This window comes from Microbacterium memoriense, from assembly GCF_025398275.1.
Taxonomy (GTDB): Bacteria; Actinomycetota; Actinomycetes; order Actinomycetales; family Microbacteriaceae; genus Microbacterium; species Microbacterium memoriense.
In genome coordinates, this window is record NZ_JAODOR010000004.1 from 191,656 (window position 1) to 207,578 (window position 15,923).

General features: G+C 68.4%; 18 protein-coding genes and 1 tRNA gene. 14 read left to right on the forward strand and 5 right to left on the reverse strand.

The genetic code is table 11. The features are described 5' to 3' along the window. Positions 1–33 precede the first annotated feature (33 nt). Positions 34–876 (forward strand): hypothetical protein, encoded by an 843-nt coding sequence (locus N4R40_RS03610; protein ID WP_261605996.1) that lies wholly within the window; start codon positions 34–36, stop codon positions 874–876. Between the two features lie 6 nt (positions 877–882). Here N4R40_RS03610 and N4R40_RS03615 read toward each other — a convergent pair whose 3' ends face one another. Then, positions 883–3,288 carry an ATP-dependent DNA ligase gene (locus N4R40_RS03615; protein ID WP_261605997.1) on the reverse strand — a complete coding sequence of 802 codons (2,406 nt, stop codon included), beginning with the start codon at positions 3,286–3,288 and terminating at the stop codon, positions 883–885. Between the two features lie 79 nt (positions 3,289–3,367). On the opposite strand from N4R40_RS03615, the gene ku reads away from it, so the two are divergent. Then, entirely contained in the window at positions 3,368–4,228 is an 861-nt protein-coding gene (gene ku / locus N4R40_RS03620; protein ID WP_261605998.1) for a non-homologous end joining protein Ku, read from the forward strand. 10 nt (positions 4,229–4,238) lie between these two features. Here the strand turns inward: ku and N4R40_RS03625 are convergent, their stop codons facing one another. From N4R40_RS03625 to N4R40_RS03635, 3 genes are all read right to left on the reverse strand, one after another. Beyond that, positions 4,239–5,051, reverse strand: a complete 813-nt coding sequence (locus N4R40_RS03625; protein ID WP_261605999.1) for a DedA family protein — start codon at positions 5,049–5,051, stop codon at positions 4,239–4,241. A gap of 66 nt (positions 5,052–5,117) precedes the next feature. Next, positions 5,118–5,199, reverse strand: a tRNA-Leu gene (locus N4R40_RS03630). A 12-nt stretch (positions 5,200–5,211) separates the two neighbouring features. After that, positions 5,212–6,048, reverse strand: coding sequence for a formate/nitrite transporter family protein (locus tag N4R40_RS03635; protein WP_261606000.1), 837 nt, complete (start codon positions 6,046–6,048; stop codon positions 5,212–5,214). A gap of 94 nt (positions 6,049–6,142) precedes the next feature. Here N4R40_RS03635 and N4R40_RS03640 point away from each other — a divergent pair, with 94 nt between their 5' ends. Genes N4R40_RS03640 through N4R40_RS03670 form a run of 7 tightly spaced genes read left to right on the forward strand, consistent with a single transcriptional unit; the run spans position 6,143 to position 10,558 of the window. Continuing rightward, positions 6,143–7,321: a CpaF family protein gene (locus tag N4R40_RS03640; RefSeq protein ID WP_261606001.1), complete on the forward strand. Its 1,179-nt coding sequence runs from the start codon at positions 6,143–6,145 to the stop codon at positions 7,319–7,321. After that, on the forward strand, positions 7,318–8,178 hold the full coding sequence (locus tag N4R40_RS03645) for a type II secretion system F family protein (protein ID WP_261606002.1): 861 nt from the start codon (positions 7,318–7,320) through the stop codon (positions 8,176–8,178). The genes N4R40_RS03640 and N4R40_RS03645 overlap by 4 nt, the downstream gene beginning before the upstream one ends. Then, the gene (locus tag N4R40_RS03650; protein WP_261606003.1) at positions 8,175–9,092 is read left to right on the forward strand and encodes a type II secretion system F family protein; all 918 of its coding nucleotides are present in this window, start codon (positions 8,175–8,177) and stop codon (positions 9,090–9,092) included. Before N4R40_RS03645 ends, N4R40_RS03650 begins: the two co-directional genes overlap by 4 nt. Positions 9,093–9,118: 26 nt before the next feature. Beyond that, positions 9,119–9,310 (forward strand): hypothetical protein, encoded by a 192-nt coding sequence (locus N4R40_RS03655; protein WP_261606004.1) that lies wholly within the window; start codon positions 9,119–9,121, stop codon positions 9,308–9,310. A 6-nt stretch (positions 9,311–9,316) separates the two neighbouring features. Beyond that, positions 9,317–9,703, forward strand: coding sequence for a TadE family protein (locus tag N4R40_RS03660; protein WP_261606005.1), 387 nt, complete (start codon positions 9,317–9,319; stop codon positions 9,701–9,703). Continuing rightward, complete coding sequence (locus N4R40_RS03665; RefSeq protein ID WP_261606006.1) at positions 9,678–10,142, forward strand: TadE family protein; 465 nt, start codon at positions 9,678–9,680, stop codon at positions 10,140–10,142. Before N4R40_RS03660 ends, N4R40_RS03665 begins: the two co-directional genes overlap by 26 nt. Further along, positions 10,142–10,558 (forward strand): pilus assembly protein TadG-related protein, encoded by a 417-nt coding sequence (locus N4R40_RS03670; protein WP_261606007.1) that lies wholly within the window; start codon positions 10,142–10,144, stop codon positions 10,556–10,558. Before N4R40_RS03665 ends, N4R40_RS03670 begins: the two co-directional genes overlap by 1 nt. Before the next feature lie 7 nt (positions 10,559–10,565). Here N4R40_RS03670 and N4R40_RS03675 read toward each other — a convergent pair whose 3' ends face one another. Continuing rightward, positions 10,566–11,816, reverse strand: coding sequence for an MFS transporter (locus N4R40_RS03675; protein WP_261606214.1), 1,251 nt, complete (start codon positions 11,814–11,816; stop codon positions 10,566–10,568). A 52-nt stretch (positions 11,817–11,868) separates the two neighbouring features. Between N4R40_RS03675 and prfB the strand changes: the two genes are divergently transcribed. From prfB to N4R40_RS03700, 5 genes are all read left to right on the forward strand, one after another. Continuing rightward, complete coding sequence (prfB, locus tag N4R40_RS03680; RefSeq protein WP_261606008.1) at positions 11,869–12,978, forward strand: peptide chain release factor 2; 1,110 nt, start codon at positions 11,869–11,871, stop codon at positions 12,976–12,978. 141 nt (positions 12,979–13,119) lie between these two features. Next, positions 13,120–13,941 (forward strand): DUF4397 domain-containing protein, encoded by an 822-nt coding sequence (locus tag N4R40_RS03685; protein ID WP_261606215.1) that lies wholly within the window; start codon positions 13,120–13,122, stop codon positions 13,939–13,941. 122 nt (positions 13,942–14,063) lie between these two features. Then, a complete protein-coding gene (locus N4R40_RS03690) occupies positions 14,064–14,591 on the forward strand; it encodes a class F sortase (protein WP_261606009.1) in 528 nt (175 codons plus the stop codon). Beyond that, the gene (locus N4R40_RS03695; protein ID WP_261606010.1) at positions 14,588–15,178 is read left to right on the forward strand and encodes an RNA polymerase sigma factor; all 591 of its coding nucleotides are present in this window, start codon (positions 14,588–14,590) and stop codon (positions 15,176–15,178) included. Before N4R40_RS03690 ends, N4R40_RS03695 begins: the two co-directional genes overlap by 4 nt. After that, complete coding sequence (locus tag N4R40_RS03700) at positions 15,165–15,884, forward strand: anti-sigma factor (RefSeq protein WP_261606011.1); 720 nt, start codon at positions 15,165–15,167, stop codon at positions 15,882–15,884. Before N4R40_RS03695 ends, N4R40_RS03700 begins: the two co-directional genes overlap by 14 nt. Positions 15,885–15,923 lie beyond the last annotated feature (39 nt).

The window sequence follows — 15,923 nt, forward strand, 5'->3', positions numbered from 1 at the left end:
GCGCGTCCACCTCGATGTGCGACGATCCTAGAGATGAACGACGACGCTCTCAGAGAACTGCGCGAGCTGCGCGCGCGTGCCTACGGACCGGATGCCGATCTCGCCGGCGACGCCGATGCTCACGCGCGTCTCGCCCATCTGGAAGAGCAGGTCCGTGCCGCGGAGAGGGCGCGCGTGAACGTCGCGCCGGGGGAGTCGGGGACGAGCACAGATGAGCCGCACACGCCGGCGTCGCCGGCATCCGTGTCGATCATCGAGGGTCTGTTCGCGGCGCCGCACGCTGATGCGTCCTCTGCTGGGGACCGCGCGGAGGAGCCGCCCGTTGCACCGAGGCGTTCCGGCCTCGGCGGGTTCTTCGCGCGCATCCGCCCGACCCGTCCGGTCGCGATGGCGTGGGCGGCGTCGCTCGTTGTGGTGGCGGTCCTGACCGCAGCGCTCGTCGCGGGCGTGGAGAGCCTCCGGCCGATCTCGGCGCCGAGCGGCGCGCGTCAGGTGGCGACGATCGGCGATGGAGAGCGCATCGACGACGACGCGGCCAACGCGTGGTTCGGGGCGGAGGGGGCGCGTTCCTACGAGTTCCTCGGGTTGACGGTCCTCACGATCGACGAGTCAGGGGATGATCCGCCACAGACGTGTATCGCGGTCGTCCCCACCGACAGCGTCAGCTTCCGAGACCGCACGTTCAGCGGGCAGGTGTATTCGGGATGCGCCGTGGGGGCCTTTCCGGCAACAGCGGAGTTCACGGTGCTAGGGGTGGCGCCGGCCGAACTGCGCGCGTTGTACCCGATCGGGACCGCTGTGCAGTTCGTGCTGGTGGGCGAGGAGGTCGTCGTCTTCGCGGACGCCGGGAGCGGTATCTCCGCATCCGAGGGCTGACGCGGGTCACGGCGCCCGACGCACGTCCGTCGGCGTGATGTCCGGACGCAGCCCGCGCCAACGCGCGTGCCGCAACGTACCGTTCGGCGTGAACTCGGCGAACTCGACTTCACCGACCAGCCGGGGCTCGACCCAGACCGCGTCGGACTCGTCGGCCGCCGGAACCGCGAAGAAGGGATTCTCGACGGTCCGCACCAGCATCTCGTCCAGTCGCGCACGTTCCCGCTCAGTGAACCCCGAGCCGACTCGTCCGACGTACACCAGTCCGTCCGGACCCGGGATGCCGACAAGAAGCGACCCGATGTCGCCGGTGCGGCCACCCCGTCCGGGCCGGATGCCGCCGATGACGACATCGTGCGTGTGGGTGATCTTGACCTTGAGCCAGGCCTCCGACCGCGCGCCGGGGCGATACGGCGATCGGGGATCCTTCACCACGACGCCCTCCAGGCCGAGTTCGCGCGCGGTCGCGAGGGCGCCCACGACATCGTCGGCCACCGGCGGCACGACGATCGACGAGATTACGGCACGTGTGCGCTTCTCCAGCAGGGCGCGACGGTCAGCCAACGGGATCGCGGTCGCATCCGTCTCACCGGATCCGAGCGCGTCGAACAGAAGGAATGTCACGGGAGTTCGCGCCGCTTCCCGGTCGATCTCACGCGGCTTCGTCAGGTGCATGCGGTTCTGCAGGCGGCTGAAGCTCGGTATGCCGCGGCTGTCGAAGGCGACGATCTCGCCGTCCACGGTGAGCGGCCCCGGGCCGAAGCCCGGATCGCCACCCGTGAGCTCCGGGTACCGGGCCGTGATGTCGGTGCCGCTGCGCGCCTTCAGCGTCAGGCGCTCCCCGTCCCACATGCCGACGGCGCGAATGCCGTCCCATTTGAACTCGACCCACGGTGTTCCCCACCGCGCCGCCGCGCGCGTGGCCTCGGGCTCCGTGGCGGTCGTTGCGAGCATGGGGCCGGCGGTCGCGACCGAAACCGCGCTCGCGTGGGGGTGCGCGCTCGCGCGTTGAGGCCGACATGCCCGTGCCTGAGCCTGTTGCTCCGGACCCTCGGCGTGTCGATGGGGCATCCGATGGAGGAGCCATTGCGACTTCTCGCCCGCTCCTTCCGTGCGGATCAATGCCAGCCTCGCGGAGCCCAGTGGTCCACCAGGCCGCCCGGAGACGGTCACGATCACTTCGTCGTCGCGCCATTTCTCGGTGACGTAGCTCCCGGTGTCCCAGATCGTCATCGTGCCCGCGCCATATTCTCCCCGTGGAATGTCTCCCGCAAAGGCGAGGTACTCGAGCGGATGGGGCTCCGTCATCACCGCGAGATGATTGCGCTCGGGAGACTCCGGAATGCCGCGGGGCACCGCCCAACTCACGAGCACGCCATCGTGCTCCAGCCGGAGGTCGAAGTGCAGGCGTGACGCGTGGTGTTCGTGCACGACGAACCGCGTGCCGGACGGGGCGCCCACTGGCGCCGTGTCGGGCATCGGTTCGGGAGTGCGATCGGCCGAGCGCTTTGCGAGGTAGGTCGCGAGGGGAAGCGCCGAGCGCGGGGCGAGGTCGGTGAGCGGATCGCCGAGATGGTCGGCCCGGTCGATCACCTCGTCGAAGCGGAGCTGTCGGAGGTTCGGTTCATCCAACTCCGACCAGGTGCGGGGAGCGGCGACGGTCGGTTCGTCCCGCCCGCGGAGCGAGTAGGGCGCGATCGTGGTCTTCGCAGCATTGTTCTGGCTCCAATCGAGGAACACCCGGCCCGCCCGGAGGCTCTTCGACATCTGGCTGACCACGAGGTCGGGGTGGTCGGCCTCGAGCAGCCGCGCGAGCTCCTTTGCGAAGGCCGAGATCTCGTCGCTCGTTCGCGTGCCGTCGAGCCGGGCGTACAGATGGATGCCTTTGCTTCCACTCGTCACCGGGACGCACGGCATCCCCATGTCGTCGAGGATCGTTCGCAGCAGGCGCGCGACCTCTGCGCATTCAGCGAGCCCGACGCCCGGGCCGGGATCGAGGTCGAGGACCAGTCGATCCGGGTGTTGACGTGTGCCCTGTGCGTCGAAACGCCATTGCGGAGTATGGAGCTCGAGGCTCGCGACCTGAGCGAGGTACACGAGGGCCGCCAGATTCTCCACGAGCGGATAGTCCTTCGCTCCGGTCGAGTGATCGATCGCGCGCCGAGGAATCCAGTCGGGGGCACCGGGTTCGAGGTCTTTCGCGAAGAACGGCGCGTGATCGACGCCCTCCGGCCAGCGGAGCCGCGTCACGGGACGTCCAGCAAGGTGCGGGAGCAGCAGCGGAGCGATTCGGGTGAGGTAGTCGATCACTTCACCTTTGGACGTGCCGGTGCGCGGGTAGAGGACCTTGTCGAGATTGGTCAGGCGCAGGCGGTGGCCCTCCACGTCGACGAGCTGTCCGCTGCCTGCCATGCCGCCAGGCTAGCGCGACGATCGCGAACAACAGGAGAGGGAGTGGCGGCGACAGTTGTGACCGGTGTTCACTGGGGTGATGAGAACGATCTGGAAAGGCGCTCTGTCCTTCGGGCTCGTCAACGTGCCCGTCAAGGTGTACTCGGCGACGGAGGATCACGACGTGCCGCTGCACCAGGTGCACGCTGCCGACGGCGGACGCATCCGCTACCAGCGCATCTGCGAGATCGACGGTGAGATCGTGCCCTACGCCGACATCGACAAGGCCTACGACGACGGCGAACGCACGGTCGTGCTCACCGCGGAGGACATCGCCGCGCTCCCCGCCGAGCGCAGTCGCGAAATCGAAGTCGTGGAGTTCGTGCCGAGCGACCAGATCGACCTGCTGACGCTCGACAAGGCCTATTACCTCGAGCCGGATTCGGCCTCACCGAAGGCATACGTGCTCTTGCGTAAGACACTCGAACAGACCGACCGTACGGCGATCGTGCGGTTCTCCCTGCGACAGAAGACACGGCTCGCGGCGCTCCGGGTCCGTGACGACGTGCTGGTCCTGCAGACCCTGCTCTGGGCCGATGAGGTACGCGCCGCGAGGTTCGCCGCCCTCGACGAGCCGGTCAAGATCTCCGCCAAGGAGCTGGAGCTGTCGGCATCGCTCGTGGAGAGCTTTTCGAGCGACTTCGACCCGACGCAGTTCGTCGACGAGTACCAGCAGGAGCTGCGCACCCTCATCGATGCGAAGCTCGACAAGGGCGACGCGCTCGACACGGCCGAGACCTTCGGTGAGCGGTCCGAGAAGGATTCCGGAGGCGAGGTGATCGACCTCATGGCCGCGCTGAAGGCGAGCGTCGAACGGAGCCGTGCGGCGCGTCAAGAGGACGCTGCCCCGTCGTCACCGGCGCCGAAGAAGAAGACGTCGAGGGCGAAGAAAGCGTCCTGAGACCGCTCGCTCAGACGGCAGGTGTGCTGCCGCTTCGCGGTGGGTCATCGTCGCCGGCGTCGAACACCTCCGGTGCCGAGCGGTGCACCTCCGGGGCCACCTCGAACGTCTCGGGGGTGAGCGTCAGCTCCTGCGCTTCGGCGGCATCCGTGACGGGAGCGGCACCCTCGGCGAGTTCCTTGCGGACCTTCCGGCGCTCGGAGAAGTAGTGCCACAGCGTGATGATCGCCGTGCCGCCGACGGCCGTCAACAGGATGATGTCGATGTACTCGGTCACCAGGTTCGCAACCCAGGGGATGTAGGCGATGACGTAGCCGAGCATCGTGAGGCCGAAACCCCACAGCACCGCGCCGATCAGGTTGTAGAGCGAGTAGCGGCGCCACGGCATGTGACCGACGCCCGCGGCGACCGGAGCGAAGGTGCGGACGATCGGGACGAATCGCGCGAGGATGACGGTGAGTCCGCCGTAGCGTTCGAAGAACGCGTTCGTGCGTTCGACGTTCTTCCGGCTGAAGAGGCCGGATTCCTTCTTCTCGAAGACGGCGGGACCGCCCTTGTGGCCGATGTAGTAGCCGACTTCACCACCGAGGAACGCAGCCAGGGCGATCAGCAGCGACACGATCCAGATGTTGACGCCGAAGATGTCGCTCGTGTGCGTGAGAAGGCCGGAGATGACCAGCAAGGTGTCGCCGGGCAGGAGGAAGCCGACGAGCAGGCCCGTCTCGGCGAAAACGATGAAGCAGACCACCAGCAGCGCCCAAGGGCCCGCTGAATTGATGATCAGCTCAGGGTCGAGCCAGGGAATGAGGGCGATCTGGTGCACTGGGGGTCCCGTCGGTCGTGCGTTCGGTCGGCGGTAGAACTGGCGTGAGCCTCCTGGCCCTTACCGTGCGGAAGGTGGGACTTGAACCCACACGCTCGAAAGCACAGGAACCTAAATCCTGCGTGTCTGCCAATTTCACCACTCCCGCGGTGAATGCAGTCTATCGACGAGGACTGACAGATTCCGTCGGCGCGATCTCCGCGCTCGCCGCGATCCGGTCGCGTCGCGGCGAACCGCCGATGATCCAGTAGCCCAGCCCGACGATCACCGCACCCCCGATGAGGTTGCCGAGTCCGACCCACAAGAGGTTGCCGGCGAACAAGCCCAGTGTCGCGTTCGGATCGCCCGAGAAGAGCCCGATCCCGTACGTCGTCATGTTCGCGACAACGTGCTCGAAACCCGAGCTGATGAACGCGAGAATCGCGGCGAAAATCAGCAGGAGCTTGGTGACATCCGAGTGGACGCGGGCGCACATCCAGATCGCGAGGCACACGAGAACGTTGCAGAGGATGCCGCGGACGACGAGCTCGATCGGACTCTCATGCGCCTTGCTCTCCAGCATCCCGGACACCATCTGACCGGCAGGCGCGTTCGAGTGGAGCACTCCCGAGATGACGATCAGGCCGGCGAAGAGGAGCGAGCCGGCGAGATTCATGACGAACGTCACGGCGATCGTGGCAGCGGCCCGTCCGGGGGAGACGGCGCGCATGAGGGCGCCCTGGGGGAGGGTCATCATCGCTGAGGTCACGAGGTCCGCACCGGCGAAGACGACCAGTGTGAGGGCAACGCCGAACACGAGTCCGCTGACGAGCTTGGCGAGACCGTCACCGGCGGCCAAAAGTGGCCCGGCGGTGGACACCATGAGCACGACGCCGATGCCGATGTATGCGCCGGCGAGCATGCCCGACACCGCGAACCGTCCGAGGGTGCGAAGGCCCCCGGCCTTGTGGACGGCGGCATCGGCCTGGACGGAGAGGGTGTCGGGAATGCTCAGCACGATGAGTCAGTCTACCTGTGGTCCGACCACATGACAAGGGAACGGCTTGTGGATAATCTCGGTGACCTCGCCGGGGAATTGTCAGGATGCCGGGGTGAGTCTCGCCCCTGTCTCTTCCGCCACGACGGACACGCACGCGTCCGCCGTGCGGGCCGTCGCCGAGCGGGTACGTGATCGCCTGCGCGCCGAGCAGGCCGACCCGGCGCGCCACCCCGACCGGGCCGAGCAGCTGGCCACCGCAGAAGTGCGCGCCCACAACGACTTCGCACTCGCGCGCGGACTGGACCTGATCGAGGACGAGACCGCGTGCGTGCGCGCGGTGCTCGCGTCGGTGACGGGCTTCGGTCCGCTGCAGGCGCTCCTGGATGATCCGACGGTCGAAGAAATCTGGATCAACTCACCGGACCGGGTCTACTTCGCGCGGGCGGGACGCAGCCATCGCGCGCCGCTCGTGTTGACCGACGAGGCCGTGCGCGACCTCGTCGAGCGGATGCTGCATTCCACCGGTCGCCGTGTCGACCTCAGTCAACCGTTCGTCGATGCGTCGCTCCCGGACGGATCTCGACTCCACTGCGTCATCCCAGACATCACGAGATCGCACTGGGCGGTCAATATCCGGAAGTTCCTGACATCCCACCGCACCCTGGATGATCTCGTGGCCGCACGCTCGCTCACGCCCGCGGCCGCAGACCTGCTGACCGATGCACTCGCGTCCGGGAGCAGCATCCTGGTCTCGGGAGCCACGCACGCCGGCAAGACGACCGTGTTGGCTGCGCTCATCGGCGCGTGCCCACCCGATCACCGCATCGTCACGGTTGAGGAGACGTTCGAGCTCGCCGCTCAGGCGCCGGACATCGTCGCTCTGCAAGGACGTCAACCCAGTCTCGAAGGCACGGGATCGGTGAGTCTCCGCCGACTCGTGAAAGAAGCACTGCGCATGCGACCCGATCGGTTGATCATCGGCGAGGTGCGCGACGCCGAGGCGCTCGATCTCCTCTTGGCACTCAACACCGGTGTGCCGGGTGCCGCGACTATCCACGCCAACTCGGCCGACGACGCGCTCCGCAAGCTGGCCGCGCTGCCACTTCTGGCCGGTCAGAACATCGACTCCGGCTTCGTGGTCCCCGCGATCGCCGCCTCGGTGGATCTCGTCGTGCACTGTCGCCGCGGTGCCGACGGGCATCGCTTCGTGGAGGAGATCGTGCGGTGCACCGGCACTGTGTCCGACGGCCGTGTCGAGACAGAGGTCGTCGCTCGAGGAGAGCGGCGATGACGATCCTCTGGGGTGCTCTGCTTGCAGCCGGCGTCCTGCTGGTTGCGTCCCCGTGGCTCTGGCCCGTTCGGACTTCGGCAGAGAGGGCGCCCATCGTCGATGGGAGGATCGCGCGGATGCTGCAGGAAGCCGGCTACGCCCACGCTCCCGTTGCGCGCCCCGTCGTGATCGGTGTGACCGGTGGCGTGGTGGCGGCATCCGTGAGCTTCTTGGCGACCGGGCTCGTCGCCGTCGCGCTCGTCGCGGCGATCGCGGGGTGTGCAGCACCGTTCGGGTGGCTGCGTCAGCGGGCGCGGCGCTTGCGGACCTCGCGTCGTGCGCTGTGGTCGGACGTGTGTGAACTCCTCATCGCCTCGGCCCGAGCGGGCATGTCGCTGCCGGATGCCGTGTCAGCCCTCGCCGACAGCGGACCGCCGTCGTTACGTCCCGCGTTCGCCCGGTTTGCGGGGGACATGGCGGCATCGGGGCACTTCGACTCCAGTGCGTTGCGGCTGAAGGCATCGCTCGCCGACCCGGCGGCCGATCGGATCGTCGAGACGCTTCGAATGGCACGCCAGGTGGGCGGCACCGAGCTCACCGCGGTCCTCCGGGCGCTGTCCGCGTCCGTCCGCGCCGATGCCACGCTCCGGTCCGAAGTCGAGGCGCGTCAGTCGTGGGTGCGCGGCGCGGCGGTCGTCGGCGTGGTGGCGCCGTGGATCGTGCTCGGACTCCTGGCGCTGCGCCCGGAGGGAGCCGCTGCGTACGGCAGTCCCGCCGGCGTCGTGGTGGTCTTGGTCGGAGCGGCTGTCTCGGTGTTCGCCTATCGGCTGACGCTGCGGCTCGGCCGGCTGCCCGAGCCGCAGAGGTGGTTCGCATGAGCATCATGACGGAGCTGGCGTTTGCCCTCGTCCTTGGCGCGGGGCTGGCCGCAGGAATTCTGCTGGCTGCCGTGCGGGTGCCCCAGTGGTCCGCACCGAGCCTCGAGCGGCGGATCGCGCCTTACGTCCGCGACGTGGCAGATCCGCGGGGTTTGACGCCGCTCGCAGCGCCGGCATGGGATACCGGTTGGCGGTCGGTGCGCGATCGGGTCATCGCCGCGTGGGGCGGCGGAGACGCACTGGCCATGCGGCTGCGCCAGGCGGATCGCTCGCAGACGGTGTTGTCCTTCCGCGCCACCCAGCTCGCGTGGGCGCTCGCCGGGTTGGCTCTCGGTGCTGTTCTCGCCGTCGCGGTGTCGCTGGCCGGACGCGGTGGACCGATCGCGGTTCTCCTCCCGCCGCTCGTGGCCGTCGCGGCGATCGTCTTCTGTGACTACCGGTTGACGCTCGCCGCGCGCACGCGCACCGCGCGGATCGAGGACGAGTTGCCGACCGTCCTGGAGTTCCTCGCGCTGTGCTTGTCGGCCGGCGAAGGCCTGCGGGACGCCTTGCGCCGCGTGGGCGACATCGGCACGGGCGAACTGACCGCCGAGTTGCGCCGTGCGGTCCTTGCCAGCGGCACCGGCTCGAGCCTGTCTGATGCGCTCCTCGATCTGGCGCGGAGCGTCGACGTCCCCGCGCTCTCGCGGGCCATCGAGCACATCGTCTCCGCGATCGACCGCGGTGCGCCGCTCGCCCAGGTCCTGCAGGATCAGGCCGTCGATGCCCGCGAAGACGCGAAGCGCGGGCTCATCGAAGCCGCGGGGCGTAAGGAAATCCTGATGCTTCTGCCGCTGGTCTTCTTGATCCTGCCGTTGTCGGTTCTCTTCGCCGTCTTCCCCGGGATCGTCCTGCTGAAACTCGGAATCGGATGACCGTCGACGGTCGAAAGGAGGCGGACATGATCCGCACAGGATGGGGCGCCGTGCGCTCTGCATGGAAGGACACGACGACCGACGAACGGGGTGACGTGCCCGGCTGGGTCTTGGTCACGTTGATGACCGCAGGACTCGTCGTGGCGATCTGGGCGCTCGCGGGGCCGGCACTGGCCAACCTCTTCACCGATGCGATCAGTCGCGTGTCCGGGTTCTGACGCGTCATGCTCTCGCTGCGCGAGGACGATCGGGGCTCCAGCCCGGTGGAGTTCGTCCTCGTGGGGACTCTCCTCACGGTCCTGACGCTGGCAGTCGTGCAGCTGGGGCTCGCGGTCTACGTCCGCAATGTCGTTCACGATGCTGCCGTGGAAGGCGCCTATCATGGCGCTCTCGCTGACACCTCGCTCGCCGATGGTGCGGCACGCACCGAGCGCCTGATCCACGCCGCGGTGAACGGATTGGACGCGAGCGTATCGGCGCGCGATACGACCGCTCTCGGCGTGCCCGCCATCGAGGTCACCGTCGTCGCGACTCTGCCGCTCATCGGGCTGCTCGGGCTGCCCGCGGGGATGGAGGTCAGCGCACATGCACCGCGAGAATCCTTCGATTGACGACTCCGGACAGGACGGATCTGCCGCACTGGAGTTCATCCTCGTCGGCCTGATCCTGTTGGTGCCGATCGTCTACCTCATCGTCGCGCTCGGCGCGATCCAGGGGCACGCTCTCGGCGTCGAGGCCGGTGCTCGCCAGCTCGCGCGGACGATTGCGACGTCCGACGACGCCGCGACAGCGGACGCCCGGGCGGAGCGTGTGATCGCCGCCATCGCTCAGGAGTACGGCATCGATCGCGACACCGTCAGGATCGACATCACCTGCGCACGCGGCGCATCGATGTGTCCCGAGGCGGGCGCCACCCTCCTCGTCACCCTGTCCGCGAGCGTCGCGTTGCCGCTCGTCCCCGCTGTGCTCGGGCTCGAAAGTCTGGCCCGCGTGCCGGTCGAGGCCACGGGTGCGCAGAAAGTCTCGCGGTATTGGGAGGGAGCGCCGTGATGCCCCGCCCCGCGCATGTGGATGATGAGGGCAGTGTCCTGCTCCTCACCCTCGGCTATGCGCTGCTCGCGATCGCGCTCGTTCTCGTGTGCGTCGACGCGACCAGCCTTTACCTGGCGCAGAAGCGCGTGGATGCCGCGGCCGATGCGGCTGCCCTGGCCGGCGCCGATGGATTCACGCTGACGATCACGGACGGGGAGCCGCTGGCCGCACTGACGAACGCCGGCATCCGTGCGCAAGCAGAGGACATCCTCGCGGTCTACGACGACACGGTACTCGTGGCCGCCGGCACGGACGACGGTGTCTCGGCGCGGGTGACAGTGTCGACGCGCTGGCGACCTCCTGTGCTCAGCATCTTCGTTCCCGAGGGGGTTGCGCTCGAGGCGACCGCCACGAGCCGAACGGCGCTGCGCTGACGCGCGCTCAGCTCTCGCGCGGCACGAACCGCGGCACCCAGCGCAGGAACGCCAGCGCGCCGAGCAGGCCGATCACGCCCATCGTCGCCGTGGCGATCGACAGGGAGAACGCGGCGGCGAGAGCCGACACCGTGAGCGGCGCGATCGCGCCGCCGGCATCCGTCAATGTTCGCCACGAGCCGAGGAACGGCGCCGGGTCGGCCTGCGGGGCGACATCGGCGCCGAGCGTGAGGAGGATGCCGCTGGAGAGGCCGTTTCCGACTCCGAGGACCGCCGCGAACAGGGCGAACCACAGGGCCGACTGGGTGAGGTCATGCGTGAAGGACAGCGCGACGAAGCCCGCACCCATCAGGACCATGGCCGGGAGCGCCGCCCAGAGTCGCCCGAAGCGGTCCATGACCTGGCCGCTCGCGTAGAACAGGACAAAGTCGATCGCCCCCGACACGCCGACGACGAGGGCGATCGTCTGGGCGTCGAGCCCGATGGACACGCCCCAGAGTGGCAACACGATCTGCCGTGCCGAGCGCACCGCCGACAGCGACGCCGCCGCGACGCCGAGCCGCGAGAGCACGCCGCGGTACTGCCACATCGTTCGGAACACACCTGCACGACGCTGGAGCGGAATCGACCCGGTGACGGCTTCGCCGGTGTCGACGTCGTCACCTGTGGATGCCGTCGACGCGGACGGCGATGCGACCACTTCGGGGTCGGGACCCAGGAGAACGAGGAGCACCGTCGCGATCAGGCAGGCGCCGAAGAACCACACCGTCGCACGCTCATCCTGGAGCATCGCGAGCAGCAGCGCCGCGACGAAGGGACCGACGAACATGCCGAGGCGGAACGTTCCTCCCAGGAGAGACAGCGACCGAGCACGGTACGCCAACGGCACTCGGGTCGTCATGAACGAATGCCGGGCGAGCCCGAAGGTCGCCGCACAGAAACCGATCAGGAAGACCGCCGCGGCGAGCCCCGGCAAGCTCGGCGCGACCAGAAGCCCGGCGACGCCGCCGAGTGCGAGAACACCGCCGAAGGCCATCGTGACGCGCTCGCCGACGCGGGCGACCGCCCACCCCGCCGGAATGTTGCCGACGAGTTGACCGACCACGAGCGCAGAGACCACCAGCGCCGCGGTCGGGACATCGGCGCCGAGCTCTGCAGCGATCACCGGCAGCAGGGGGATCACGGCTCCCTCGCCGAGGGCGAACAAGACCGTCGGGCCGTAGATCATCGGCGCCAACCGCCACAGCACCCCGCCCATCGACGAGGTGGGGTGGGCTGCGGTCACGCTCTTCACGTTAGTCTGGACTGTCATGCTTGAATTCGATCCTGCCCCCGAAATCCAGGCCCTGCGGTCCACGTTCTCCGACATCGCAGCGGTCGTCGATGTCGACGCTCTGCGCGCCGAGATCGCCCGACTCTCCGAAGAGGCCGGCGCGCCCGACCTCTGGGACGACGTCGAGAAGGCGCAGAAGGTCACGAGCGCCCTCAGTCACCGCCAATCCGAGCTCAAGCGCGTCACGGACGTCGAGCAGCGACTGGACGACCTCGACGTCCTGGTCGAGATGGCCCTCGAGATGGATGACGAGGACACCGCCGCCGAGGCGCGCAAGGAAATCTCAGATCTCCAGACGGTCATCGGTCAACTCGAGGTGCAGACTCTCCTCGACGGCGAATACGACGATCGCGCGGCTGTTGTCACGATCCGCTCGGGTGCCGGCGGCGACGATGCCACGGACTTCGCCGAGATGCTCCTGCGTATGTACTTGCGGTGGGCCGAACGACACAAGTACGCCGTCAAGGTGATGGACACGTCCTACGCGGAGGGCGCCGGCATCAAATCAACGACGTTCGAAGTGGATGCGCCCTACGCCTACGGCACGTTGTCGGTCGAAGCGGGCACCCACCGTCTCGCCCGCATCAGCCCGTTCGGCGGTGCCGACAAACGCCAGACGAGCTTCGCGGCCGTCGAGGTCATCCCGGTGATGGAAGAGGCCAAGGAAGTCGAGGTGCCGGAAGGCGACATTCGTGTCGACGTGTTCCGCTCGTCGGGTCCGGGAGGCCAGTCCGTCAACACGACCGACTCTGCGGTGCGCATCACGCACCTTCCGACCGGCATCGTCGTGTCGATGCAGAACGAGAAGTCGCAGATCCAGAACCGTGCGGCCGCGATGCGCGTGCTGCAGACCCGACTCATGCTCCTGCAGAAGGAGCAGGAGGCGGCCACGAAGAAGGAACTCGCCGGCACGATCACGGCGAGTTGGGGCGATCAGATGCGTTCGTACTTCCTGTACGGCCAGCAACTCGTCAAGGACCTCCGCACCGGCTACGAGGTCGGAAACCCAGCCTCCGTCTTCGACGGTGATCTGGACGGTCTGATTGCGGCCGGCATCCGCTGGCGCAAGCGCAAAGACGACGACTGACGCCCCGCGGACCCCGTGTCCGCGCGCGACCGGGAAACTTCCGCGAAGAAATTCTTCCGCAGGTGCATCCGAATCTCTCGATTCGGGCGAATACATCTGTGACGGCGCGAACAGCGCGCCGCGCGGAAGGAGAACATCATGATGCGATCCAGGATCGCTGTCGGCATTGCTGCCGCAGCGCTCGCCACGCTCGGCTTCGCGGCCCCCGCCTCGGCGGCCGATGAAGCGTCACTGTCCGTCCTGCACGGCATTCCCGACACACCCGTCGATGTCTACGTCAATGGTGCGTTGACGATCGACGACTTCCAGCCCGGCGACCTCGCCGGGCCGCTGATGCTCGCTGCCGGCGACTACGAAGTCGCGTTGACGGCAACGGACGCCCCCGACGCCTCCGCACCCGTGCTGGGCCCGGTTACTCTCACACTGGCCGCCAACACGTCGTACACAGCCGTCGCCCACCTCACCGAGGCCGGCGAGCCCAGCGCGAAGCTGTTCACGAACGAGACGGCCACGACCGCGGCAGGCGAAGGGCGACTGACTGTCCGGCACGTCGCAGCGGCTCCCGCCGTCGACATCCTGGCTGGGGGTGCCGCCGTCGCGGAAGGGTTGACCAACCCGAATGAGGCGACGCTCAACCTTCCCGCCGGAACGGTCTCTGCCGCCGTCGCCCTGGCCGGCACGACCGACCCGGTGCTCGGCCCGACAGACGTCACCGTGGCGGAAGGATCGCTGACGATCGTCTACGCGTGGGGGAGTGCTGCTGACAGCAACCTCGCCCTGGCCGTGCAGACGATCGACGGCCTGCACTCCGACCCCAACGGCGTGAACACCGGTTCGGCCGGTCTCGTCGCAGAGAACCGTGGCGCTGGTTCGACCCCGGCGCTGCTCCTCGCCGGCGGCCTGCTGTTGGTCGCGGGAGCCGCGGTGATCGTTCGTCGCCGCACGGCGCACGCGCACTCGTGATCATGGGCGATCGCGGTCTTTCCGTTCTCGGCGGAGTCTCCCTCCCTGCCGTGGTCGTGGCCGTGTCGCTCCTTACGGGTTGCTCTCCCTCCGTCCCCAGCGGGGAGGAGACGTCGGCCGCGGTGACCCCTGCACCGCGGCCGACGGCCGTCCTCGACGTGCCGGTCGCTCCGGCCACTGCCCCGCCCGTCGTTGCGCAGATCCCGCCCACGGAGATGCGCATCGACGCGATCGAGGCAGTCCTGCCGATCACGCCGGTCGGCGCGAAGGACGACGGCTCGATGGACATCCCGACGCGGCCTTCCGAAGCCGGATGGTATCGCTTCGGACCGACCCCGGGGGCTCCCGAAGGCTCAGCGGTGGTGGCGGCGCACGTCGACTCGCGCGTGTACGGGGTCGGTCCGCTGGGGCGGCTCCGCGACCTGCCGGTCGGGTCCGTGATCGACGTGACCGATGCCGCCGGCGTCGTGCACGCCTTCGAGGTCACGTCGGTGACCTACATTCCTCGGGCGGAACTTCCCGTCGCACAGTATTTCGCCCGTACAGGCGAGCGGATGCTGGTGATCATCACCTGTGGCGGCTCTTTCGACGAGGCCACCCGGTCCTATAGCGACAATGTGGTGGCCGTCGCCCGTCCTCTGGATGCATGATGGCTATGGCGGCCGTGTGCGGCGGCCCGGAGGGAGACGTCATCGACGACGATGAAGACCGCCAGATCGCGCGGGCATTCGCCGACGGCGACGCTGCGGCCCTCAAGCAGATCTACGATCGGTGGTCCCGCCTGGTCTACACGCTGGCCCTGCGATCGCTGGGCGATCAGAGCGAAGCCGAGGACGTCACCCAGGGGACCTTCGTCTCGGCGTGGAAAGCGCGCGAGAGCTACGACGAGGCGCGCGCGTCGCTGTCCACCTGGCTCATCACCATCGCGCGCAGACGGATCGCCGATGCCCACCGTGTGCGCGCGCACAGCGCCCGGGTGCTGGGCGCCCTGCAACAGCAGGCGGAGCCCGCGGTGCAGCAAGAGCCCGATGTCGCCGACGCGATCCTGGTGGCACAGGAACTCGAGCTTCTCGAACCGGATGCCCGCAGCGTCGTGCGTCTGGCGTTCTACGATGACCTGACACACGCGCAGATCTCGGAACGGCTGGGCATGCCGCTCGGCACGGTGAAGAGTCATCTGCGGCGGAGTTTGCAGCGGATGCGGACCAGATTGGAGGGCAACCGTGTCGCATATTGATCCCGACCATCTCGCGATCGAGGCCCTCGAAGGTGACGCCCTCGCTCATGACGACAGTGGGCACCTCGCGCAGTGCGACCAGTGCCAGGATGACCTTCGCGCCCTCCGCCGCGCCGTCCGCGCCGGGCGTTCGAGCGCGCCCGATGGGCTGTCCACGCCCGGCGAACACGTCTGGGAGGCGATCGCGGTGGAGGTGGCGGCCGACAGCCCGGCCGTGGCTTCCGTGATCCCGCCGGCCGAGACATCCTCGCGGCGACACCACGCGCCCCGTCGCCGTCGAGGTCCTCGGCTCGCGCTGGTTGTGAGCGCGCTGACGGCCGCCGCGGCCGCAGTCGCGATCGCCCTCGTGATCCTGATCCCACGCCCCGTCGGCATCGCCACCGCGACACTCGACGCATTCCCCGACCATCCCGGTGCGCGGGGTACCGCCGAGCTCGAGCGGGAGCCGGATGGCACCGAGCACGTGCGCGTCGAACTCGATGCGGACGTGCCGGACGACGGATTCCGAGAAGTGTGGCTTCTCGCCGAGGACGGTTCGGCGTTGGTCAGTCTCGGGGTCCTCGACGGCAGCGCCGGATCCTTCACCGTGCCGGGCGACGTCGACACGAGTCGGTTTTCGGTCGTCGATGTCTCGCAGGAACCGACCGACGGCGGTGCCGAGCACTCGGGCGATTCGATCGTGCGGGGTCAGCTCACCAGGTCGTGACCCGCGGGGTGTCGCATCCGGCATCCTTCCGTGACCCGC

Bases quoted from the DNA above. Each gene is read 5' to 3' on its own strand.
- N4R40_RS03610 (WP_261605996.1), top strand. From the start codon at position 34: ATGAACGACGACGCTCTCAGAGAACTGCGCGAGCTGCGCGCGCGTGCC.
- N4R40_RS03615 (WP_261605997.1), bottom strand. From the start codon at position 3,288: ATGGCAGGCAGCGGACAGCTCGTCGACGTGGAGGGCCACCGCCTGCGC.
- ku (WP_261605998.1), top strand. From the start codon at position 3,368: ATGAGAACGATCTGGAAAGGCGCTCTGTCCTTCGGGCTCGTCAACGTG.
- N4R40_RS03645 (WP_261606002.1), top strand. From the start codon at position 7,318: ATGACGATCCTCTGGGGTGCTCTGCTTGCAGCCGGCGTCCTGCTGGTT.
- N4R40_RS03650 (WP_261606003.1), top strand. From the start codon at position 8,175: ATGAGCATCATGACGGAGCTGGCGTTTGCCCTCGTCCTTGGCGCGGGG.
- N4R40_RS03655 (WP_261606004.1), top strand. From the start codon at position 9,119: ATGATCCGCACAGGATGGGGCGCCGTGCGCTCTGCATGGAAGGACACG.
- N4R40_RS03660 (WP_261606005.1), top strand. From the start codon at position 9,317: ATGCTCTCGCTGCGCGAGGACGATCGGGGCTCCAGCCCGGTGGAGTTC.
- N4R40_RS03665 (WP_261606006.1), top strand. From the start codon at position 9,678: ATGCACCGCGAGAATCCTTCGATTGACGACTCCGGACAGGACGGATCT.
- N4R40_RS03670 (WP_261606007.1), top strand. From the start codon at position 10,142: ATGCCCCGCCCCGCGCATGTGGATGATGAGGGCAGTGTCCTGCTCCTC.
- N4R40_RS03675 (WP_261606214.1), bottom strand. From the start codon at position 11,816: ATGGGCGGGGTGCTGTGGCGGTTGGCGCCGATGATCTACGGCCCGACG.
- prfB (WP_261606008.1), top strand. From the start codon at position 11,869: ATGCTTGAATTCGATCCTGCCCCCGAAATCCAGGCCCTGCGGTCCACG.
- N4R40_RS03685 (WP_261606215.1), top strand. From the start codon at position 13,120: ATGCGATCCAGGATCGCTGTCGGCATTGCTGCCGCAGCGCTCGCCACG.
- N4R40_RS03695 (WP_261606010.1), top strand. From the start codon at position 14,588: ATGATGGCTATGGCGGCCGTGTGCGGCGGCCCGGAGGGAGACGTCATC.